Below are 22,000 nucleotides of genomic sequence, written 5' to 3'. Positions count from 1 at the left end.
GGCACGTCCCCGGCGCCGGTGCGCCCTGTGGCAATGGGGCCAGAAGGGCTTTGCAGCCGCGTGCAGCGAGGCGGTCAGGATGAGAAGCCTCCTCAATAGGAAGTAGAATAAGGGTTTTCCCTTATTTCCCTTCATCGAAAGCATGAGCAAATCCCATGGGCCGTCCCGGCTCGTCTCTCCTGGGTGGATCATTTTCGCCCTGGCCATCGGCGCCTTTGCGATCGGCACGACGGAATTCGCCACCATGAGCCTGCTGCCGTACTTCGCCAAGGATCTGGGCGTGGACGCGCCCACAGCGGGCCACGCGATCAGCGCCTATGCGCTGGGCGTGGTGGTAGGCGCGCCGGTGCTCACCGTGCTGGGCGCGCGCGTGGCAAGGCGCACGTTGCTGATATGGCTGATGGGAGCGTTCGCCGTGTTCAACGCCCTCTGCGCCTGGGCGCCCAGCTTCGAATCCCTGCTCGTGCTTCGCTTTCTCAGCGGCCTTCCCCATGGCGCCTATTTCGGCGTCGCTGCACTGATGGCGGTATCGCTCGTGCCTTTGAACAAGCGCAACCAGGCCGTCGGCCGCATGTTCCTGGGCCTGACCATCGCGACCATTGTCGGCGTCCCACTCGCCAACTGGCTCGGGCAGGTCGCCGGATGGCGGTGGGGCTTCGTTTTCGTTGCCGTGGCGGGGCTGCTTACCGCGGGGCTCGTCGGCTGGCTGGCCCCGCTGAGTCCCGCGACGAAAGGCGCCAGCCCCTTGCGCGAGCTGGAAGCACTCAAGCGCGGCCAGGTGTGGCTCACGCTGGCCGTGGGCTCCATCGGCTTTGGCGGCCTGTTCGCCGTCTACACCTACCTGGCCGACACCCTGGTCGAAGTGACCCAGGTCTCGCCCACGACCGTGCCGCTGGTGCTGGGACTATTCGGCGTAGGCATGACGGTGGGAAGCCTGGTCGTACCCCACTTCGCCGACCGGGCGCAACTGCCCACCGCCATGGCCCTTCTGGTCTGGAGCGCCATCGCCACCGGGCTTTTCACTTTCGCCGCCCACAATATCTGGACCATCTCGCTGACCGTCTTCCTTATCGGCATCGGCGGCTCGCTGGGAACCGTGCTTCAGACCCGGCTCATGGACGTCGCCCGCAACGCGCAGGGCCTGGCCGCCGCGCTGAACCACTCCGCCTTCAACCTGGCGAATGCGCTGGGGCCCTTCCTGGGCGGGCTGGCGATCTCCCACGGGCTCGGGTGGACATCGACCGGCTGGGTGGGTTCGCTGCTGGCGCTGGGCGGGCTGGCCTTGCTGATGGTGTCGATATGGCTGGAAAGGCAAGCCGCAATCGCGTCCAACTGATCAACGTCAACAACGCGGGGATGAAACAGAAGCACAATATCATCGTCAACCTGACATTCCCTTTACGCCATATTCGAGTTCAAGAGGAAACAATGCGAATATTTCTGATGTTGTGGACATTGATCGCTTCACTGGGCCTTGTTGCGCCCGCGCTTGCCGCCGAAGCGGCCCATACGGGCCACGGCGCTGTTACGTACCGGCCCGATGTCACCTTTACGCTGCGCACGGCCATCGCCGACGGCAAGCTGGTGTTCAAGGGCGACGCCGGCGCCATCGAGGGCAAGGTCAACCCCGACCTGCATGTGCCCGAAAACGCCGTGGTGCAGATCAACGTCATCAATGGCGACGGCGCCATCCACGACATCTCGGTGCCCGAGTTCGGCGCAAAGTCGGACCACTTCACCGGCCAGGGTTCGTCCACGGCCATCGTGTTCCGCGCCAACAAGAACGGCACGTTCGAATACCTTTGCACCCTGCCGGGCCACAAGGCTGCCGGCATGTTCGGCAAGCTCATCGTCGGCGAACAGCAAGAACAGGCCGCAAGCAGCGCGATGGGCATCATCCAGGACCCGACCGCGGTCGGCAAACCCGTGGGCAAGCGCGGGCCCGAGCACATTACCGTCGACCTCGAAACCACCGAGGTCGTCGGCCAGCTTGCCAGCGGCACCACCTATAAGTACTGGACCTTCAACGACAAAGTGCCCGGCCCCTTCATCCGCGTGCGCGTGGGCGACACCGTTACCGTCAACCTCAGCAACGCCAAAGAAGCCGCGCACATCCACTCTGTGGACTTTCACGCGGTAACGGGCCCCGGCGGCGGCGCGGCCGTTACGCAAGCGGCGCCCGGCCAGACCAAGAGCTTCACCTTCAAGGCCCTGCACCCCGGCCTGTATGTGTACCACTGCGCCACCCCCATGGTGGCCCAGCACATCACCAACGGCATGTACGGCATGATCCTGGTCGAGCCCGAAGGCGGCCTGCCCGAAGTCGACCGCGAGTTCTACGTAATGCAGGGCGAGCTCTATACCGCCGAAAAGCACGGCACCCTGGGCCACCAAGAATTTTCCCTGGAAAAACTGCTGGATGAAAAGCCCGAGCATCTTACGTTCAATGGCGCCATGGGCGCCCTGACCGACCGCTACAAGCTGCAGGCCAATGTGGGCGAGACCATCCGCATCTTCTTCGGCGTGGGCGGCCCCAACCTGATCTCCAGCTTCCATGTGATTGGCGAGGTGTTCGACCGGGTCTACGACAAGGCCTCGCTGACCAGCCCGCCGCTCACCGACGTGCAGACCACACTGGTTCCGCCTGGGGGCGCGACCATGGTCGAGTTCAAGGTCGACGTGCCGGGCAACTACACGCTGGTCGATCACGCCCTGTCGCGGGCTGAAAAAGGCCTGGCCGGCACGCTGACTGTTTCGGGCAAGGAAGATCACAGCATCTTCCACTCCACCGAGCCGGTCGACCACAACTCGGGGCATTAGGCCGCGGCGCGGGCGATGCGCACCGGCGGCAGCTGGCAAAGACGTCCCCTTTCAGGGGACGGAGGCCTTGCACTATGCTGGCGGGTAACGACAAACAATCGGAGCGCTTATGAAACCACGTCTCAGCGTCATCACCATCGGCGTCGACGATCTTGAACGATCACTTCGGTTTTACCGTGACGGGCTGCAACTGCCCACCGAAGGAATCATCGGCGAACAGTTCGAACATGGGGCGGTGGCCTTCTTCGACCTGCAGCCGGGGCTGAAGCTGGCCATCTGGCCTCGAGCCAGCCTGGCGCACGACGCAGGCATTGCGCCGGGCGCGCCCAGCGCCACCGAGTTTTCGTTGGGACACAACCTTGCATCCAAAGAGGAAGTGGACGCGACAATGGCCCAGGCGAAGGCGGCCGGGGCGCATATTGTCAAACCGGCGCAAGATACCTTCTGGGGCGGCTATGCCGGATACTTCCAGGACCCGGACGGCCATCTGTGGGAGGCCGTCTGGAACCCCCAACTGCTGCCGCCGGATTGAAGAGGCCCACTTACTTCAGGTAGGTGCGCAAGATCTTCATCAGCGCCTCGATCTCGACGTCGGGATCGACGGCGGCATGGGGAGTATCTTCTTTCTGCGTGCCGAACAGCTCGCGCAGATGGCTGTCGAGGACTTCGGCCATCAGGCCGTTCGCCGCGCCCCGCAGCGCGGCGATCTGCTGCAGCAGCAGGCTGCAGTCGGTGCCTTCCTCGACAGCCCGCTCAAGGGCCTGGACCTGGCCCTTGATGCGGCGCAAGCGCATGACGGCGCGCCTTTTGTCCTCGGGTGAATGAGGCATGGCGCGTTATCAGTAGTTGATCACCGTGCGGATGGACTTGCCGGCGTGCATCAGGTCGAACGCCTCGTTGATGTCGTCCAGGCTGCGCGTGTGGGTAACGAACGGAGCCAGGTCGATGTCGCCCTTCATGGCGTCTTCGACCATGCCCGGCAGTTGGGAACGACCCTTCACGCCGCCAAAGGCGGTGCCCAGCCAGCGGCGGCCGGTGACGAGCTGGAACGGACGGGTGGAGATCTCTTGGCCCGCGCCGGCCACGCCGATGATGACCGACTGCCCCCAGCCGCGGTGCGCGCACTCGAGCGCAGCGCGCATGACGTTGACGTTGCCGATGCATTCGAAGGAGTGGTCGACGCCCCATTCCGTCATCTCGACGATGACCTGCTGGATGGGCTTGTCGTGGTCCTTGGGGTTGATGCAGTCGGTCGCGCCGAACACCTTGGCCAGCGCGAACTTGTCGGGATTGGTATCGACGGCGATGATGCGGCCCGCCTTGGCCTGGCGCGCACCCTGGATCACGGCCAGGCCGATGCCGCCCAGGCCGAACACGGCCACGCTGTCGCCCGGCTGCACCTTGGCGGTGTTGTGCACCGCGCCGATGCCCGTGGTAACGCCGCAGCCCAGCAGGCAGACGTGCTCGGGATTGGCTTCGGGGTTGATCTTGGCCAGCGACACCTCGGCCACCACCGTGTATTCGCTGAAGGTTGAGCAGCCCATGTAGTGATAGATGGGCTTGCCGTTGTACGAAAAGCGCGTGGTGCCGTCGGGCATGACGCCCTTGCCCTGCGTGGCGCGAACGGCCACGCACAAGTTGGTCTTGCCCGACTTGCAGAACAGGCACTCGCCGCATTCGGCGGTATAGAGGGGAATCACGTGGTCGCCGGGCTTGACGCTGGTGACGCCCTCGCCCACTTCAACCACGATGCCGGCGCCCTCGTGGCCCAGCACGGCCGGGAACACGCCCTCGGGATCTTCGCCCGACAGCGTGAAGGCGTCGGTATGGCAGACGCCTGTGCTGGTGATCTTGACCAGCACTTCGCCCTTGCGGGGCGGTTCGACGTCGATCTCGACGATTTCCAGGGGTTTTCCTGCCTCGAACGCTACAGCTGCACGTGATTTCATGGCTTCTTCCTTGATAGAGAGACGGGCTTGGCGGCGCCTTGGCCGCCGGCCTGAAACAATATGAAGACAGGTCTGCGGACCTATCCGACGAGAATATTTTTATACTGGGGGGCAGTATATACGAACATTAGCGCCCGCGCGGAACCGGTATTCCCCCCTATACATGCGCACCGCCAAGCCCGCCGCCCCGGCAAAGGCGCTGAGCATTGGTAACACCTGTCGCATGCGCAATCGAATAACATGGATCCACGCTAGCGGTATCGTTCTAGTGTGGCCCGCCCTCCGAGCCCACAAGCTCCGGAATCTGGCCGGGCAAGTCCCCCAGAAAGGAGTAACCATGACTACCGGTAAAACACTTTTCCTGCTGCTCGCATGCGTGGGGCTGTCCGGCACCGCGCTGGCTGAGGCCCCCAAAACCCAAAACGGCCACTTCATCGATTCCAAGGGTGCCGCGCTTTACACCTACGACAAGGATACAGGCGGAAAAAGCGCCTGCACTGAAAAGTGCGCCAAGAACTGGCCGCCCGCCCTTGCCGAAGCAGACGACACAGCCAGCGGCGACTGGATCTTCGCAGAAAGCCATGACGGTAAAAAGCAATGGGCTTACAAGGGCAAGCCTTTATACCTTTTTGTCAAAGACGCGAAGCCCGGCGATACCACCGGAGACGGCGCCGGCGGCGTGTGGCATCTGGCCAAACCTTAGAAAAGGCTCAACTGAGACCGCTTTTCAGGCGGCCTGGAAAAAAGGGTTGTGTCCAAAGGGGGCCGGGCCTGGTTCAAGCCGGCTTTCAGGCATGCCCTTTTAAACCTCTGCCGGAGCAGCTCGGCGAACACCCCCGTGCCCTTCATCCTGCTGCTGTAATCGGAATCGTACATCTTGCCGTTGCGCATCTGCCTGACCAGGTTCATGACGTGGGCCTCTTTCAAAGGATGATGCGCCGCCAGCCATTCGCGAAACAGCTCGGCGATCTCCAAAGGCAGCCTTAGCAAGACATACGCCGCGGCTTCCGCCCCCGCATCTTTTGCATAGAAGAGAATTTTTTCCATGTCGTGATCGGTCAAAGCGGGAATGACGGGCGCCACGATCACGCCGCAAGGTACGCCCACCTCGCTGAGCCGGCGTATAGCGTCCAGCCGCGCCCCGGGCGTGCTGGCGCGCGGCTCTAGGGTTCTTGCAATGGTTCGGTCAAGCGAGCCCACCGACATGAACACCCGAACCAGGTTCTTGCGGGCCAGTCGGGCAAGTACGTCGATGTCCTGGATTACAGACGCGGACTTGCTTGTAATGGCGACCGGGTGGTTGAACTCTTCCATCACCGCCAGGATCGACGCCGTGATGCGCAACTTGCGCTCTATGGGTCGATAAGGGTCGGTATTGGCCCCCAGCGCGATCAGCTTGGGCACGTATGAAGGTTTTGAAAATTCCTTGCGCAGCAGCTCGGCCGCATTGCCCTTGGCATAAAGCCTGGTCTCGAAATCCAAGCCGGGGGAATGATTCAGATAGGCATGCGTGGGCCGGGCATAGCAATATATGCAGCCATGCTCGCACCCCCTGTACGGATTGATCGACTGATCGAACGGAATATCGGGCGAATCGTTGCGCGAGATGATGGATTTGGCTGTTTCGAAAGAAACGGTGGTAGCCGACTTGGACTCGGCTTCTGGTTCGATTTCCGGCCACTCGTCGTCGAACGGTTCGCGCTGAAACTGCTCGAACCGCGATGTATTGTTCGAAATACTGCCCCTGCCTTTGATGGGAGCCGCTTTCATAGCTCACCCCTAATACTGTATAAATAAACAGTATATAGCAGGGGGATAATAACAATATTGCGACACACAGCTATCCCGGCATTCATAGCCACCAACAGGGGAATAAACATGGGAAAAAAGAACAAGCCCGATCCGGACGAACTGGCCCTGATCGAATGGTGCACCGAAGTCGAAGGGTTTCTGGTCGCCGCAGGCGCATCGCTGCGCGAAGCGCAGGACCACATCGAAGAGCAGGCCGAATGGTTTACCGACCAGTTCTATAACGGGCTGACGCCGGAAGAGGCGGCTAATGAAGCATTGAACTGAGAGCCAAGGCAGAATCACCCGAGGTGCTTGAACTCGTTGGCTCAGGCTGCCCTACTTAGACGATATAGGAGCGGCGCGCCAACGCCGCATTTTCAGGCGATTACAGATTCTTCCATCCCTCTTCTGTTTGCTTGAACCGAAACTTAATGCTGTAGGCCAGCTCGTCTCCTGCCTTCAGGCCCTTGTGGAAGACATTTGACGTCTCGGCGAAATGATTCACGCAATCCAGGAATGAAATATTCACGTATTGCGCTTCGTACTTGCCGCGGGCCTGCGCCATTTTTGCGGGCTCGGGATTGGTCTTGAGGTATTCGGCATACTCATCCAGCGCCTCGGTGCCTTGAAACCCTTTCATCATGGCGCTCAGGCCCATTGAAAGCTGCCCCATGGCCGAGTCGTTGTAGTTCGCCGCGGTAGGCTCAACGCAGTCGGCCACCATCTCGTAGTAGGGCTGCCTGGCCTTCACCTTGTAAGCCACCTCTACCCAGTAGTCTTCGCCATCTTTCCAGCCGTTCAGCCTTTCGAAACTGGCGACGTCGAAATTGGAGCTGAACTCCCATGAATAGCCGGCCCATAGATTTTTGATGGCCACCTCCACGTCTTGATCCGATGGCGCCTTGTTCATGCAGCCCGTTAACAGGCCGACCATGGCCAGCATGACCCAAACTTTCCTACCCATCACCCGCACCTGCCTATCCTCTACCGCCTGTATCGGCAAAAAAACAGCGAGTGTACACGCTTGCGCTAGAATCCTAGCGTCTCCAACTTCTTCAACAACCCATGCCCGTACTGGAATCCGACCACCGGCGCATCGACTATCTGGACGAAGGCAGCGGACCGACCGTGCTGCTGATTCATAGCGCCTCGAGCAGCAATCGGCAGTGGCGTGCCCTGATCGACCGGCTCGCGCCGCGCTATCGGGTGCTTGCCATCAATCTCTTCGGCTATGGCCAGACCACACCATGGCCCGACGGCCAGCCCCAGACAATTCACGATCACGCCGAACTGGTGTTCGCGCTGATGGACGAGCTACCCGGCATGGTTCATCTGGTGGGCCATTCCCTGGGCGGCGTCGTAGCTATGGAAGTCGCCCGGCTTCGAACAGACCGTGTAGCCAGCCTGGCCTTGTACGAACCCAACCCCTTCCATCTGCTGCAGCATCATGGCGACCCAAGCGGTTTCCAGTGCATGGTGGAAATGATGGACGAGGTGGAAGGGCTTTATCGGCAGGGTCGGCCAGAGCAAGCGGCGCGGCACTTCATTGTGTTCTGGTCCAGCGAGGCCAGCTGGAATGCGTTGCCGGAAGAGCGTCGCGCGCGCTTTGCGGCGACCATCGAGGCCAGCGTGCATGAAGGGCGAGCACTGCAAAACAACACCTCTCAACTTGGCGACTACGCCGGCCTGCGCCTGCCCTGCTTGCTGATGTATGCGCGCGACACCCTGCCCGCCCTCTATGCCGTACAACAGGTACTCGTTCAAGCGTGCCCGCATTGGCAGGTGCAATCCTTGGATGAAGGCGGTCATATGGCGCCACTGACCCGTGCTGATCAGGTGAACGCACAGTTGGAGGCGTTTCTTGAGGCTCGACAGTTCCCGCAACTCTCTTGAATTCGCATGCGCCTTTTTCTTGCCTACCTGAGCACCCTCTTCCTGCTGGCCGGCTGCGGCGGCAGCGGCAACGAAACGCCCGCGCCGCCCGCCCCCATCGCCGCGGCCTGGTTCTATCTTTCCGACGACCACGACTACTTCAACATTCCGGCCGAATGGCAAAAGATTGCCTTCGACAAGGTGGACGTGCTGTACGTAGGCCCCGCCGGCATACAGGAACACAAGCAATTCGGGCTCTTCGAAAGCGCGCAGACCGGCCCGCTGCGCCATCGTTTCGAGTGGCTTGTTGATCGAGCCCGGCACGACAACCCGGACATCAAGATCGTCATTTCGCAGTGGTGGGGCAATGGCCAGGGCATATGGGGCAAGCCGCTGTCGGCCCTGCATGGCGAGGCCGAATTGAACACCTATGTGCAATCGGTGGCCGACTTCATTGGCTACTATCAATCTTATGCAGGCGGCCGGTATGCGCTGGACGGCTTCGACATAGACTACGAAGACAACAACGTCACCGCCGATTTCCCCGCGCTGGCGCACAAGCTGAAGGACACGCTGCAAGCCTTGTCGAACGAATACGGAAAGCCCTTTCGCTTAACGCTCTCGCCCGCCGAGGGCGAGTATCTGAACCCCGAAAGCCTGTCGCCCTTCGATTACATCAATATGCAAAGCTACGCCGGCGGCATGGACATTCCGCCCGAAGCCTTCTTCCAGGAGGGCGTACCGGCTGGCAAGATTCTCTACGGCATCTGCCCGGAGACCAACTGCGACACCCATGGCGAAGAAGAAGTGCTGGCCACATACCACCACTATGGCCTGGCCGGCGTGCACCTGTGGCGCTTGAACTCGGACAACCATGCCTACGAGGGGCAGGTGCAGCAGCGGATATATTCAGCGCTGCACCCACCCCGCTAGATAATCGCCTCGCGCCACAGGTCCAGCGCCTGCTGCACGGGCCTGTCGGAATAGCTGAACAGCACCGCATCGCTGTCGGCTTCCAGCTGATAAGGCATCCACGAGGGGCAGACGAATACATCCTTCGGCCCGAACGCCAGGGTCTGTCCGCCTATGATGCAGCGTCCCGTGCCCTCTACCACCGCATACACCGTCGAATCCGTCGAGCGGTAGCCGCCCCCTTTGAATCCGGCCGGCAGCAACTGCATGAACGTACCGATGGACGGCATGGCCCAGCCGCCGGTGACCGGATTGGTGTATTGCAGCTTGTACCCCCAGCAGGAATGCGGTTCGCCATGCTGCTTGAGTGTTTCCAGGGCCTCGCGCGTGCGCTCATACGGATACCAGAACAGGGGCGAGGTTTGCGAGCGCGGCTGGTAGGACACCGGCTTCATGGTGTGGCCGAATTCGGCGAAATTGACGTTGGCGCCCGAGGTGATTTCCTGCGACGCCTGGGAACCGCCTTCCATGAACTGGGCGTCCAGCAATTCGACGATGGGCACGTCCAGGCCATCCAGCCAGATCATGGGCTCGGACGAGGGGTTGCCGTGGTCGTGGAAGGTCCACGAGGGCGTGATGACAAAATCGCCCACGCTCATGGTGACCTTCTCGCCATTGACGGCAGTGTAGGCGCCGCTGCCCTGCATGATGAAGCGCAAGGCCGACTGCGTGTGCCGATGCGCTGGCGCGACCTCGCCCGGCAAGATCAACTGCATGCCCGCGTACAGGCTGTGCGTGACGCGCGTGCGGCCACGCAGGCCCGGGTTCTCGAGCACCAGCACCCGGCGCTCGGCCTCTTGCGCTGTGATCAGTCCGCCGGCCTCTTCAAGCCATCCCTGCACGTCGGCCCATTTCCACAGATAGGGCAGGCAAGGAGTGTTGGGCTCCCTGGTTATGACGGAATGCAGGACTTCCCACAGGGGCGTGACGTTGGACGAATCGATCTTGTCGTAGAAACTTTGACGCAGTTCCTTCTGGTCTTGTACGGCTTGCATAACAGACTCCTTTAGCTAGGGGTTCACGCCTTGCTGACGTTCACCCGCATTTCTCCAATGCCTTCTATATTGGCCACGATGACATCGCCCGGTTGAACGGGGCCCACGCCTTCGGGGGTTCCGGTATAAAGGACGTCGCCTTCATGCAAGGTGTAGAAGGCGGAGGCGAACTCGATCAACTCGGGAATGCCGATGACCAGGTCCCGCGTGTTGGCGCTTTGGCGGGGTTCGCCATTGACCGTCAGCCAGAAATCCAGCTGCGTCGCATCGGCGATCTCGTCCGCCGTAACCAGCCACGGCCCCAGCACGCTATAGCTATCGATGGATTTGCGCAGGCTGCGCTCTTCGGGGCCGCGCACCGTCATGTCCAGGCCGATGCAATAGCCGGCGACGTGGCTCCAGGCGTCTGCACGGGAAATCCGGCTGCCCGCTTTGCCGATGACAACAGCCAACTCGATCTCGTGATCATTGCGGCGATCAGTATGGCGCAAGGCGACACCCTGGCTTGGGCCGACCAGCGAGCTCGTCGCCTTCAGGAACAGCCCGACCCGCTGGATTTCCGCTACTTGGTTATTGTGATGGATCTCGGCATCGGCGCGTGCCTCTTCCAGGTGCTTGCGATAGTTCACCGGCGCCGCCACCAGCTTGCCGGGGTTGGCCACCGGGCTGAGCAGGGTGACATCGGCCAGGGCACATGAACTTGCCGCCGGCAGGAGTTCATCGATACGGGCCCGCACCTTGTCCAGGTTGGCAATCAGCGGATCCACCTGGGGCAAGGGATACGAAACGGAAGGCAGGACGTCCAGGGCTTCGGTGACATCAAAAACCTGGTCTCCTTGTACGACTCCGAGGCGGTTCGAATTGAAACGGCATAGACGCATGATGAAGTGGCTCCTCTCTTGGGTTGAATGCCGTCATTCTTCGCCTGCCCCACTATTTTTACAACAAGGCCACAACTATAATAATTATTGTATATTTCAATATACCGGACCCAGGCGAGGCTATCCCCTCTACCTGCTCCTGTTCTTCCCTTGTCTCTCATGGCCAATCTAGACATTTCCGACCTGCTGATCCTGAAGGAAATCCACCGCAGCGGCAGCATCACGCGCTCTGTGGAGCACATCGGCCTAAGCCAGCCTTCCATCAGCATCCGCCTGAACCATTTGCGCAAGCACTTCGGCGATGCACTGTTCGTGCGCACCTCTGCCGGCATGCAGGCTACGCCGCGCATGGAAGGCCTGCTGCCCAAGATAGAACAGGCACTGGAACTGCTGGCCCCAATCGGCGCAGATGCCCCATTCGACCCCGGCACATCGACCCGGACCTTTCGCCTGGGCCTGGCCCAGGTGGCGCAAATGGCCCTGCTGCCCGAATTGGTTGCGCTGCTGAATCAATGCGCGCCGGGTTTGCGCGTAGAGTCCGTCGAACTGGGGCCGCACACAAGCAAGCAACTGGAGGCGGGCGAAGTGGACGTTGCCATCGGCTACCCCACAGAACTGCAGGCGGGCGTCTACCAGCAGCGCCTGATGACCGAGCAATACGCCTGCGTCGCCCGGTGCGACCATCCTCGCCTGGGCGACAGCCTTTCCATGCATGACTTCCTGGCTGAAGAGTATGTTTCCGTGGACGCCCCGGCCACCGTGCACGCCAGGCTGGACAAGGTTCTGGAAGAGCGCGGCATCGAACGCAAGGTGAAGATCAAGGTCTCGTCGCTGCTGGGCATCGGGCAGATGATCACGTCCACCAACCTGCTCGCGATTCTTCCATCTAGGGTGGCCCGAACCCTGGAACACGATGCGTCCATCAAAGTACTGAAGCTGCCGTTCAGCCTGCCGTCTTACGACGTGTGCCAGTACTGGCACGAACGCTACCACCATGAGCCCGGCCATATCTGGTTCCGGCAAACCATCTTCGAGACCTTCCTGGACATGCCGCTGCCGGCGTAGCGGCACGCTCGAGCGCCGCCGGCCCGCTTAGCTCATCGGGCATTCCTGGTGATAGGCATCCTGGTGATCCTTGAACGGCGTAGCCTGGGTGCGAAGCACCACCTGGCCATCGGCCCCCTTTTCCACTTTCAGGGCATGCATGTCGTAAATGGGGAAATTATTGTTTCCAAACCGGAATTTGCCCCGGGTCGAATCAAAGTCCGCCGCCTTCAATGCCTTCATGAACGCCTGCTTGTCGTCCAGGTTTCCATCTACCTTGGCGATTGCCGAGTCGAGCAGCAAGGCGGCATCGTAGCTTTGAGCCGCATAATCCGAAGGCATTCGTCCGTACTTGGTTTTGAACGCCTCCACGAACGCCTTGCTCTGGCTGTTGTCGAGATCGGAGCTCCAGTGGGTTCCGGCCATCACGCCCAAGGCCGTGTCCTTCATTGCCGGCAGCGTTGTCCCGTCTACTGTCGCAGCAGTAAGCAGGGGAATCTTACTGTTCAGCCCCAGCAAGCTGTATTGGCGCACAAAGTTTATGCCCAAGCCGCCCGGGTAAAATACAAACACCGCATCCGGTTGTTCCGCAACTACCTGTGTCAACTCGGCCGAAAAATCAAGCTGACCCAAAGGGGTGTAGATCTCGTTGGCAAGTTCACCTTTGTAATAACGCTTGAAGCCGGCGATGTAGTCCTTGCCCGCCTGATAATTGGGCGCAAGGGCCACCACATTCTTATACCCTTGCTCAGACGCATATTGCCCCATCACTTCGGCCAGCGTGTCGTTCTGCCATGACGTCATGAAGACATAGGGTGAGCATTGTGCCCCCGCAATAGGCGCCGGACCCGCCATCGTACCGATGATGAATACCTCTTTTTCGGTGACAGGCCGCAGGATCGCCATCATGATATTCGTGAATGTGACGCCGGTAATGATCTGCACGCCCTCTTGCTCGATGAGCTTGCGGGCTGCTTGAATGCCGACCTCGGGTCTCAGCTGGCTGTCTTCCTTGAAGATCTTGACCTCTTTCCCGCCCAGCTTGCCCCCTTTCTGCTCCACAGCCAGCATGAAACCATCGTACTGGTCGGCGCCCAGTGCTGCCGGTGGCCCGGACAATTCAGCAATAAAGCCGATTTTGATCGGCGATTCGGCATAGGCGGACGAGGCCAGAAGCCCCGACAACAACGCCGCGGCGGCGAACTTCATTCTCATGGTTGTCTCCTGATTATTATCAATGAACTACTTCGAAGGCTGTTGGTCAGGCGTGCTCGTTCTGCGCCCGCCAGGCCTCGTACTGCGACGAAAAAACGGGTGAATTGATGCGCAGCCGCTCGATGTCAACGCGCCCCGACCTGCTGATATAGCTCTTGGCGAACTCCCATGCCGGCAGCTTCATGTGCTCGGCGAAATGGTCGTACCACCATGCACTCTGGTTTGCGGCGGCAACGATTTTCTCCACCCCCGGACGCCGCTTTTCTTCATAGCTCTCCAATGCCCGCGGGATATCGCCGGAACTTTCCACCACGGCGGCCGCAAGCGCCTGGACGTCCTCCAGGGCCAAGCGGGTTCCAGAACCTATGGAGAAATGCGCAGTCCGCAAGGCATCGCCGACCAGCACGTACTTCCCCGCGGACCAGCGGGCGTTGTTGATTATCGGAAAGCGCCGCCAATGCGATTTATTGATCACCAGCGAAGCGCCTTGCAGTTCATCCGCGAACACGTCTTCGCAGTACCGCTTCGAGTCTTCTTCGCTCCTGTCGGCGAAGCCGATCCGCTCGAACGTCGGGGCGTCCACCTCTACCAGGAAGGTGCTCATTGACGGCGAGTACCGATAGTGATGAGCATTGAAGAAGCCCTGCGGCGTCGCCTTGAAGGTCTGGGTCAGGCGGTCAAAAGGACGGTCGGCGCCAAACCAGGCAAAATGATTCTCGAACAGCTCGGTACTGAAACCGAACTCGCGCTCGAACGTTCGGCGAACAAGCGAATTCACACCATCGGCGCCAATAATCAGGTCGGCATCGTCTATTTCATTGATGTTTTTGACCATCTTTTTATGATGCAGCACGGCACCGGCCGACAGCGCCTTGTCGCGCAATATCTCCAGCAGCTTCAAGCGGGCTATGGCCGTAAAGCCCACGCCGTCGATACGGATGGATTCACCATGGACACGCAGCTCGATGTCGCGCCAGGTCTCCAGCCCCCTCGTTATGGCGTCCAGCGTCTCTGCGTCGTTCGCCCGCAGAAACTCCAAGGCCTGATCCGAGAACACGACACCAAAGCCAAAAGTCGTATCAGCGTCGTTCTGTTCATAGACATTGACCAGGGCGTCGGGCCTGGAACGTTTCAGCAGGTACGCCGCATACAGACCCGCCGGGCCGCCACCAAGAATATTGATCTTCACTTCCACACCTCCAATTATGGTCCTTCGGCATTCGCGTTGAGCAGGCCGCGCACGGATTCAGGCACGGCGATGGCTTGCATGGCAGGCTTGCCGCCCGGTGCATGAACAGCCCATACCCTTGTTTCACTTGCTTCCACCAGCAAGGTTTGGCCGCACCAGAAGCGATGCGTAAATGCCAGCGACTTCCCGCCGATTTTCTCCACAAGGATTTCGTGACGCACGATGGAATGCAGCGTCGGGGCTTCAAAGAATTTCATCGCCAGTTGCACGACCGGCAGGCCGCCACGGCCGCCATCTTCCTGTTGGGCGTTCGGATCTATTCCCAGCGACAAGAACATTTCGTTCAGCCCTTCCACCATCCAGCGCGTATAGTTGGGGAAAAAAACGATGCCCGCCGGGTCGCATTCGCTCCAGTGCAAGCGCCGTTCGTATTGGTAAGTTCGCATGGCCCTACTCTATGAATGCGTATTCGCTTGCGACCTGGCCTCTTCGGCCAAGGTCTTTGCAATCTGCGAGCGAAGCGCCGCGCGGTCGAGCTTTCCGACACGCGTAACGGGAAAGGAGCCGCAAGTCTCGATGCGCTCGGGCAGCTTGTATTTGGCCAAGCCTTTTGCAAGCAAGTATTCCCCGAGCTCTCCCACGGTAGGAGCCTTGAAGCCTTCTCGGACGATGAGAAAGGCACATGCTTTTTCGCCATAGATTTCATCCGGCATGGCAACGACCTTGCCGTCTGCAATGGCCGGATGGCGTGCAATAAGATGCTCTATGTCTTCCGTACCGAATTTTTCCCCGCCTCTGTTGATGTTGTCGCGCATGCGGCCCTCAAAGCAGTAGACGATTTCATCGTCGACTTCGCGGGCGCGCATCATGTCGCCGGTTCTAAAAAACCCGTCGGGTGTGAAGCTGGCCGCGTTGACGTTCGGAGCCGCGTAGTAGCCCCTAAGCGATGAAGGCCCTTTGAAGCAAAGCTCTCCGGCCTCGCCGAGGGGAACCTCTTCAGTGCCCTGCGGGTGAAGCAGGCGCACTTCGTCATGCGTCGAGCAGCGCATTCCCACGCTGCCGAAACGGATCTCGGGCGGTGAATCCGGGGTGCCGGTCAACACCAGCCCCTCGGTAATACCGAACATATTGATCGAGCGTATGCCTGTGGCTCGTTCGATAGCCTCTGCGCCCATCAAGGTAAACAGACACTTCAGGGAGGACAGGTCGTGGCGTTGGACATGAGGGTATGACGCGATGGCCGGGGCATGCGGGCCAATGGTAAAGGCATGCTGCACGCGCTCTTGCTCGATCATCTTGAAGTAATTCGCCACATCCCAGTTGGGCAGCAGGACGGTCGTGGCGCGGTAGAGCACCGCCCTCAACACTGAAAACATCATGCCGGCGTTATGCAGTATCGGCAAAGCCCATATCCCGACGCTGCCCTCACTCATGTCGTATCGGTCGCACCAGAAGCGGACATGCCCCAGATACTCGGCGTGAAATCGCGGGATGATCTTGGGTACCCCGGTAGAGCCCCCGGAAAGCTGAAACGCCACCACGTCCTCGCAACCGAACTCTTCCGATGTGTCCAAAGCGGCGGCCTGGGGAACAGCGGCGCACAATGCTTCCAGCGAATGCACGCCCGCGCCGGGGTTATTGCCGGTGCTGATCACATGCGGAATGCCGTGGCGCAGTGCCATGGTGCCGGCGAACGAGACCAAGTCAAACCGCCCGCCCGCGTCGGCCTGTACGAAATAGCCCTTTGGCTGCGTCAGCCTGGCCAACGTGCCAATCTCGATTTCGCGAAACTGCGGAATGCTGCAGACAGGAATAACCCCCGCCTTGAAGCAGCCGAAAAGCGCGATGACGGCTTCAATACTGGTGCCCATCTGGAACATGGCCCGATCATGCAGCTGCAGCCCAAGCCCGCGCAAGGCAGCGGCCAAGCGGTCCGTAATGGCGTCCAGTTCTGCAAAGCTGATCCTGCGCTCGTTGCACACATAGGCCGTGCGCTCAGGCACCGCCTTGGCCGCCTGGCGCAATGCATCCCCCAATGTGCGCCTTTCCCAGGCCTTGCACCCGGAATAAAAGGCAGCCTCCTCGGGCGTGGCGTAGACGACGCCATCGATGCGATTAAGTGGCCCACTCATTGTCTCTTCTCCTCCGCTTTACATGCGAGCGGCATGCGGTCGCCGACCAATGTATGCGTCGCGCATCACCCATTCTTTTTGAATCTCCGTGAATGGTAGAGACCGGAGAATATAAAAACAATGATGCCAATGTTATTATTAGTATTTATAGAATAAATAGTCTCGGCTTATGTCCGCGAAACTCGATTTGAATCTGCTGCGCCTGATCGTTCAGCTTCATGCGTCGCGCAACGTTTCGCGGGCGGCGGAAGCACTGCAGCTAAGCCAACCTGCAACCAGTCTGGCGCTAGGCCGGTTACGACGACTGATAGGCGACCCCCTGTTCGTGCGGGGCGCCGGTGGAATGTTGCCGACGCCCCGTTGCGACGAAGTGGTGGCGGCTGCTCGAGACGCGCTCGCCCTGGTCGATGCGGCCATATACGCGCCCACAGAGTTCAACCCCGAAACCGCTCAACGTGAATTTCAGGTCACGCTGTCAGACATTGGCGAAACAGTGTTTCTTCCCAAGTTGATGGCGCATATTTCGCGGCTTGCTCCCCAATGCAATCTCAGAAGCCGGGCCCTGACCGTCGAGGAACTGCCAGAGGCAATGGAAAGTGGCTCAACCGAGCTGGCAATTGGCTTCTTCCCCGACTTGGAGCGTACGGGTTTCTACATGCAAAGGCTGTTCGAGCACAATTTTGTGTGCCTGGTTCGTAAAGACCATCCTCGCGTAAAAGGCGACAGAGTCTCCTTGCCAGTCTTTCTGGATTTGCCGCACGCGGTCGTCGAGCCCGAAGGCCGTAGCCACGAGCTTTTTGAACAGTTGCTGAAGAAAAAGGGGCTATCACGGCGCGTGCAATTGAATATCCCGCATTTCATGAGCGTTCCAGCCATTATCGCGGCCACCGACATGATAGTGACCGTGCCCCATGCCGTTGCCGAATACTTCCTGCGGCTGGAAGGACTGCGCATGGTCAAGCTGCCCATCAAGGCCGAGAGCTATTCACTCAAGCAACATTGGCATGCGCGGCTTAATGCCGACCCCGCCTTGAAGTGGCTACGCAGCCAGGTCGCCCATATATTTTCAGTCGACCCCTATAAATAGAACCCATCTATTTACAAAAGTTAAATCATCTATTGGATAAATTACAGTCCGGCCTGTACGCTTTGGACAGAAAAAGCCATGCCTGAATATCGGCTATTTCGATAAAAGCAAAAACAGCTCGCAACGCACATGCAAGGAATGTGGGCGACACGAGCCGCGCTCCAGCCCAGCCGGAGCTATATCAATTAGTACAACAGGAGACATCCAATGAAAAGCGCATTAGCGAAAGTATCAGGAGCAATTTCGATCGCCATCGGCCTAATGAGCGGAGTTGCTTGCGCAAAAGAGGTAACTCTACAAACCGTCAGCCTCTTCCAGCCCGGCATGGTTCTGTCCCAACAATTTGAGCGCTTTATAGAAAAGGTCAATGCAGAAGGGAAGGGCCTCGTACAAATCAACTTCGTTGGAGGAGCTTCAGCTGTGCCGCCGTTCGAAATGGGCAACGCTGTTTCGTCCGGAGTGGTCGATATGGCCTATCTCCCATCACCTTTCTATGCCAACCTTCTACCTGAAGCTGGCGCCATGGCATTGTCTGAGCGAACCACTCAAGAGTTGCGAGAAAATGGCGGTTGGGAACTAATGAACGAGCTGCACAATAAAAAAATGAACACATGGCACTTGGCCCGCGGCGCGGATGGGGTGCCTTCCCATTTGTACGTCAACAAGCCAGTCGATAAAGCGGATTTAACCGGCTTTACATTGCGCACGACCCAGCTATATCGCGCATTCTTCGAAGCACTGCATGCCACCAGCATACAAACGACCCCGGCTGAGGTATATACGGCCCTTGAACGAGGCGTGGTGGACGGCTACGGCTGGCCTATACAAGGCGTTCTAGACCTAGGCTGGCAAGAAGTGACCAAAGCTCGTGTGGATCCTGGGTTCTACAACGCGGACGCGAGCATATTGATCAATCTCGACAAATGGAAATCGCTATCGGACGAGCAACGGGATTTTCTAACAAAGATGGGAATCTGGTTCGAGTCGACAAACGCTGACAATGCAGCAATCAACGCAGCAGAAGCAAAAAAACAAGCCGACGCGGGCATGATTGTTTATAGCCTTGAAGGTGAGGAGCGTGAAAAATGGCTTCACATCGCTCGGGAGGCAGGGTGGGCGGCATTTGAAAAAATAGCCCCGGCTAACGCCAAAATACTTCGCGAAAAATTCGCAGCAAACTAGAATTTTCTGCGCCGAGATTAATACATGACCATAATCGGACGAGTCAGTCGAGGCTATAACGCGACCGTGTTCAGCCTCGCCGCCATATCTGGCACTATTTTTGGATGCATGGCTTTCCTTATAGGGATGGATGTCCTCCTGCGAAACGTAAGCGGCACCGGCTTGAACTGGGTCGTTGAATCAATGGAGTACGCTCTGTATGGCGCAACAATCTTTGCTGCGCCTTGGGTGCTGCGAACCGGAGGTCACGTCAGTGTCGACATCGTGACCTCCTCTTTACCCGCAGGCTGGGGTCGACGCGTTGAGATAGCGGCGGGATTATTGGGCGGTGTGATCTGTACCATCGTTTTCTATTACAGCCTTATCGCTACTTGGCGTGCCTTCGAGCGTGGCAGCCTCGTATACAAGACCTTCACCATTCCAGAGTGGTGGATTTCAGCTCTAGTCCCCTTCTGCATGTTCTTCATGATTATCGAGTTCTCCATGTTGTTGAAGGCTCGAAAAATAGATTCATAACAACAATTCAACAAACGAAATTAATCATATGCTTTGGTCAACAGCGCTGGCGCTGCTGATCGGTATGCTCTTCTTCTTTCTTTTATTGGGCTTACCGGTCGCAGTCGTATTTTTTGGCGTCAATATCATTGGCGCCGCAATTTTTCTTAACGGTGAAATCGGCCTGATACAGATGACACGCAATGTCGTGACATCAATCACCAACTACAGTCTTGTACCGATTCCCCTTTTCATTCTAATGGGCGAAGTGCTCTTGCATTCCGGTATGGCATTCAAGGCGATCGGAGCCATAGAGCGTCTGATCACTCGCTTGCCAGGACGCATGGCCGTTGTATCAGTCGCTGCAGGCACCGTGTTTTCAGCATTATCAGGATCTACAATCGCCAACACTGCCATGCTGGGTAGATCGCTGATGCCTGAAATGCTGCGGCGAGGCTACCACCCGACCTTGTCCATGGGCCCCATCATGGCTACAGGCAGCATCGCGATGCTGATCCCCCCATCGGCTTTGGCCGTGCTCGTCGGCAGTTTGGCAGGCATGTCAATTTCGCGTCTCTTGATTGCAGGCATCATTCCGGCGATTTTGATCGCAGCCCTGTTCTTCCTGTATATCGTCATCCGCGCAACATACAGGCCGCAGGATGCTCCGGCAGGTGATCTTCCAGCACGCCAATCACTCCTGGAGCGGTGGAAGCCATTCTTTGTTTATGTGCTGCCCCTGTCGACTATATTGATAGCAGTAGTCGGATCATTGTTGGCCGGAATCGCTACCCCAACTGAAGCCGCTGCACTGGGTGTAATAGCTTCGTTCTTGATCGCCGCCGCCTATCGATGCCTGACGTGGCAAGCGCTTAAAGCCATTCTGACGGAAACGGCTCAGACCAGCACCATGATTCTTTTCATTATCATGGCCTCCACCACTTTCAGCCAAATACTCGCGTTCTCGGGCGCGACCAACGGCATGGTGAGCCTGATCACCGCTGTCGGCGCCGACCCCTTCGCCGTATTGGTCATGATGATGCTGATCCTGCTGATTCTTGGCTGCTTCGTCGACCAAGTCAGCATGGTCATGATTACTGTGCCGCTATTCGTCCCTGTAGCGAACGCAATTGGCATTGATTTGATCTGGCTCGGGGTCGTCTATCTGCTGACTATGGAAATCGGTTTTTTAACACCTCCGTTCGGCTTACTGTTGTTTGTTATGAAAGGGATTGCTCCGCCGGAGATACGCATGTCGACCGTGTATAAAGCGGCACTGCCTTTCGTGCTCATAGAGTTTCTTGTATTGGTACTGGTGCTGTTCTTTCCCGGAATTGGCTTATGGTTACCAAGCCTAGTCCAGTGATCACGGAAATCGGACCGGTTGCTTAAGGATAGCTGAGCGCTTCGCGAATGACGTCGCAGAACCACTTCTGCGGCGCATTCTTGCCTTGTTGCTCATCCCAATGCACACGCACTTCAATTTCAGGGATGTCTATTGGCAAAGGCAATTCTTTAAGTCCCCCATGCACAACAAACACTTTGCTTACCTGGCTAGGAATAACTGCTAAGTAATCCGTAGACTTGATCAGATAGGGCAAGACCGTGAATTGTTTAACCTGCACACTGATTTTTCTTTTTGCACCAGCTTGCTGCAGGGCTTGCTCAAGATGCTTATGGCCCGTGAACTCCGAGGACACATTGGCATGACGAGCGGCGAGAAATTCCTTCTCTGACAAAGTCTCGCCAATCGTCGAATGGGCTTCGCTCATAAGGCAAACGTAATGCTCGCGCATGAGCAATGAACTGGCTGTCAAACTGCTGACCGTGGGCAAATTGCCTATCGCGACGTCAAGTTTCCCGGTGGCCAGGAAATCGGGTATATCGTCGATCGGCGGCTGAACAACCTCCACCTCTACGTCGGGTGCACGGCGATGCAATATCTCCATCAGCGGCGGAAGGAAAGCGAAGGTGGCGATATCAGACATCGCGATCCGAAAGCGGCGATCAGAAACAGCGGGGTCAAACCCCTGCCCTTGGCTGACGACATCCTCGATCTGGCGAAGAATTTGACTGAACTGCAAGTAACACTCGTCGGCTCTAAGCGTAGGCGTCATGTATCTGCCATCCCGCACAAACAGGCGGTCATTCAGCACCTCACGCAGCCGAGACAAGGCGTAGCTAACCGTAGGCTGCGTGAGAAAAAGACGCTCCGCAGCCAATGTCACGCTTCCTGTGTCATAAATCGCAACGAATGCGCGAATAAGCCCTATATCCAACAAGTTCGGATTCATGCCGCCACCATAGATCACTTCGATTTTATAGACTCAAAATATCTATTTGATTAATTATATAAGACCTCCTACTCTGGGCAAT

At 58.5% G+C, this 22,000-nt stretch carries 23 protein-coding genes; 12 read left to right on the top strand and 11 right to left on the bottom strand.

Annotated features, from left to right (window positions below; all coding sequences use genetic code 11):
• The first annotated feature begins 142 nt into the window (after positions 1–142).
• The 3 genes from C7440_RS03475 (at position 143) to C7440_RS03465 (ending at position 3,352) form a co-directional block, all read left to right on the top strand.
• A complete protein-coding gene (locus tag C7440_RS03475; protein WP_116517490.1) occupies positions 143–1,336 on the top strand; it encodes an MFS transporter in 1,194 nt (397 codons plus the stop codon).
• 92 nt (positions 1,337–1,428) lie between these two features.
• On the top strand, positions 1,429–2,820 hold the full coding sequence (nirK, locus tag C7440_RS03470) for a copper-containing nitrite reductase (RefSeq protein WP_180064374.1): 1,392 nt from the start codon (positions 1,429–1,431) through the stop codon (positions 2,818–2,820).
• 109 nt (positions 2,821–2,929) lie between these two features.
• Complete coding sequence (locus tag C7440_RS03465) at positions 2,930–3,352, top strand: VOC family protein (protein ID WP_116517489.1); 423 nt, start codon at positions 2,930–2,932, stop codon at positions 3,350–3,352.
• A gap of 10 nt (positions 3,353–3,362) precedes the next feature.
• Here the strand turns inward: C7440_RS03465 and C7440_RS03460 are convergent, their stop codons facing one another.
• A complete protein-coding gene (locus tag C7440_RS03460) occupies positions 3,363–3,650 on the bottom strand; it encodes a metal/formaldehyde-sensitive transcriptional repressor (RefSeq protein WP_116517488.1) in 288 nt (95 codons plus the stop codon).
• 9 nt (positions 3,651–3,659) lie between these two features.
• Positions 3,660–4,769, bottom strand: coding sequence for an S-(hydroxymethyl)glutathione dehydrogenase/class III alcohol dehydrogenase (locus C7440_RS03455; RefSeq protein ID WP_116517487.1), 1,110 nt, complete (start codon positions 4,767–4,769; stop codon positions 3,660–3,662).
• A gap of 337 nt (positions 4,770–5,106) precedes the next feature.
• On the opposite strand from C7440_RS03455, the gene C7440_RS03450 reads away from it, so the two are divergent.
• Positions 5,107–5,472, top strand: a complete 366-nt coding sequence (locus tag C7440_RS03450; protein ID WP_116517486.1) for a COG4315 family predicted lipoprotein — start codon at positions 5,107–5,109, stop codon at positions 5,470–5,472.
• Here the strand turns inward: C7440_RS03450 and C7440_RS03445 are convergent.
• Positions 5,469–6,539, bottom strand: coding sequence for a PA0069 family radical SAM protein (locus C7440_RS03445; protein ID WP_116517485.1), 1,071 nt, complete (start codon positions 6,537–6,539; stop codon positions 5,469–5,471). The genes C7440_RS03450 and C7440_RS03445 overlap by 4 nt on opposite strands.
• Before the next feature lie 108 nt (positions 6,540–6,647).
• Here C7440_RS03445 and C7440_RS03440 point away from each other — a divergent pair, with 108 nt between their 5' ends.
• On the top strand, positions 6,648–6,845 hold the full coding sequence (locus tag C7440_RS03440; protein WP_017525602.1) for a hypothetical protein: 198 nt from the start codon (positions 6,648–6,650) through the stop codon (positions 6,843–6,845).
• 100 nt (positions 6,846–6,945) lie between these two features.
• Here the strand turns inward: C7440_RS03440 and C7440_RS03435 are convergent, their stop codons facing one another.
• Entirely contained in the window at positions 6,946–7,524 is a 579-nt protein-coding gene (locus tag C7440_RS03435; protein ID WP_133244250.1) for a hypothetical protein, read from the bottom strand.
• A gap of 101 nt (positions 7,525–7,625) precedes the next feature.
• Between C7440_RS03435 and C7440_RS03430 the strand changes: the two genes are divergently transcribed.
• Together C7440_RS03430 and C7440_RS03425 are read left to right on the top strand one after the other, a co-directional pair.
• The gene (locus C7440_RS03430; protein ID WP_116517483.1) at positions 7,626–8,453 is read left to right on the top strand and encodes an alpha/beta fold hydrolase; all 828 of its coding nucleotides are present in this window, start codon (positions 7,626–7,628) and stop codon (positions 8,451–8,453) included.
• Positions 8,454–8,459: 6 nt separating this feature from the next.
• Positions 8,460–9,365 carry a glycoside hydrolase family 18 protein gene (locus C7440_RS03425; protein ID WP_116517482.1) on the top strand — a complete coding sequence of 302 codons (906 nt, stop codon included), beginning with the start codon at positions 8,460–8,462 and terminating at the stop codon, positions 9,363–9,365.
• Here the strand turns inward: C7440_RS03425 and gtdA are convergent.
• Both gtdA and C7440_RS03415 read right to left on the bottom strand, forming a co-directional pair.
• Entirely contained in the window at positions 9,362–10,399 is a 1,038-nt protein-coding gene (gene gtdA, locus C7440_RS03420) for a gentisate 1,2-dioxygenase (protein ID WP_116517481.1), read from the bottom strand. The two genes, C7440_RS03425 and gtdA, sit on opposite strands and share 4 nt — an antisense overlap.
• A 23-nt stretch (positions 10,400–10,422) precedes the next feature.
• Positions 10,423–11,280: a fumarylacetoacetate hydrolase family protein gene (locus C7440_RS03415; protein ID WP_116517480.1), complete on the bottom strand. Its 858-nt coding sequence runs from the start codon at positions 11,278–11,280 to the stop codon at positions 10,423–10,425.
• 159 nt (positions 11,281–11,439) lie between these two features.
• Between C7440_RS03415 and C7440_RS03410 the strand changes: the two genes are divergently transcribed.
• The gene (locus C7440_RS03410; protein WP_116517958.1) at positions 11,440–12,345 is read left to right on the top strand and encodes a LysR family transcriptional regulator; all 906 of its coding nucleotides are present in this window, start codon (positions 11,440–11,442) and stop codon (positions 12,343–12,345) included.
• Between the two features lie 27 nt (positions 12,346–12,372).
• Here the strand turns inward: C7440_RS03410 and C7440_RS03405 are convergent, their stop codons facing one another.
• The 4 genes from C7440_RS03405 to C7440_RS03390 are packed head-to-tail and all read right to left on the bottom strand — an operon-like array spanning position 12,373 to position 16,860.
• The gene (locus C7440_RS03405) at positions 12,373–13,533 is read right to left on the bottom strand and encodes an ABC transporter substrate-binding protein (protein WP_116517479.1); all 1,161 of its coding nucleotides are present in this window, start codon (positions 13,531–13,533) and stop codon (positions 12,373–12,375) included.
• 52 nt (positions 13,534–13,585) lie between these two features.
• Positions 13,586–14,728 carry an FAD-dependent monooxygenase gene (locus C7440_RS03400; RefSeq protein WP_116517957.1) on the bottom strand — a complete coding sequence of 381 codons (1,143 nt, stop codon included), beginning with the start codon at positions 14,726–14,728 and terminating at the stop codon, positions 13,586–13,588.
• Positions 14,729–14,742: 14 nt separating this feature from the next.
• The gene (locus C7440_RS03395) at positions 14,743–15,174 is read right to left on the bottom strand and encodes an acyl-CoA thioesterase (RefSeq protein ID WP_116517478.1); all 432 of its coding nucleotides are present in this window, start codon (positions 15,172–15,174) and stop codon (positions 14,743–14,745) included.
• A 9-nt stretch (positions 15,175–15,183) separates the two neighbouring features.
• A complete protein-coding gene (locus C7440_RS03390) occupies positions 15,184–16,860 on the bottom strand; it encodes an AMP-binding protein (protein WP_116517477.1) in 1,677 nt (558 codons plus the stop codon).
• Between the two features lie 187 nt (positions 16,861–17,047).
• Here C7440_RS03390 and C7440_RS03385 point away from each other — a divergent pair, with 187 nt between their 5' ends.
• The 4 genes from C7440_RS03385 to C7440_RS03370 all read left to right on the top strand — a co-directional run bounded on the left by C7440_RS03385 (position 17,048) and on the right by C7440_RS03370 (position 20,990).
• Positions 17,048–17,947: a LysR family transcriptional regulator gene (locus C7440_RS03385; RefSeq protein ID WP_165832436.1), complete on the top strand. Its 900-nt coding sequence runs from the start codon at positions 17,048–17,050 to the stop codon at positions 17,945–17,947.
• A gap of 207 nt (positions 17,948–18,154) precedes the next feature.
• Positions 18,155–19,129, top strand: a complete 975-nt coding sequence (gene dctP / locus C7440_RS03380; protein WP_116517475.1) for a TRAP transporter substrate-binding protein DctP — start codon at positions 18,155–18,157, stop codon at positions 19,127–19,129.
• A 24-nt stretch (positions 19,130–19,153) separates the two neighbouring features.
• Positions 19,154–19,645: a TRAP transporter small permease gene (locus C7440_RS03375; protein WP_116517474.1), complete on the top strand. Its 492-nt coding sequence runs from the start codon at positions 19,154–19,156 to the stop codon at positions 19,643–19,645.
• A 28-nt stretch (positions 19,646–19,673) separates the two neighbouring features.
• Positions 19,674–20,990 carry a TRAP transporter large permease gene (locus C7440_RS03370; RefSeq protein WP_116517473.1) on the top strand — a complete coding sequence of 439 codons (1,317 nt, stop codon included), beginning with the start codon at positions 19,674–19,676 and terminating at the stop codon, positions 20,988–20,990.
• Positions 20,991–21,012: 22 nt separating this feature from the next.
• On the opposite strand, the gene C7440_RS03365 is transcribed toward C7440_RS03370, so the two are convergent.
• Positions 21,013–21,918, bottom strand: a complete 906-nt coding sequence (locus tag C7440_RS03365; RefSeq protein WP_116517472.1) for a LysR family transcriptional regulator — start codon at positions 21,916–21,918, stop codon at positions 21,013–21,015.
• Between the last annotated feature and the right edge of the window lie 82 nt (positions 21,919–22,000).

It is taken from the genome of Pusillimonas noertemannii, from assembly GCF_003096595.1.
In the GTDB taxonomy this organism is placed as follows: domain Bacteria; phylum Pseudomonadota; class Gammaproteobacteria; order Burkholderiales; family Burkholderiaceae_B; genus Pusillimonas; species Pusillimonas noertemannii.
The sequence above is the reverse complement of the archived record's forward strand: the minus strand, read 5'-3'. Positions and strand labels throughout refer to the sequence as shown.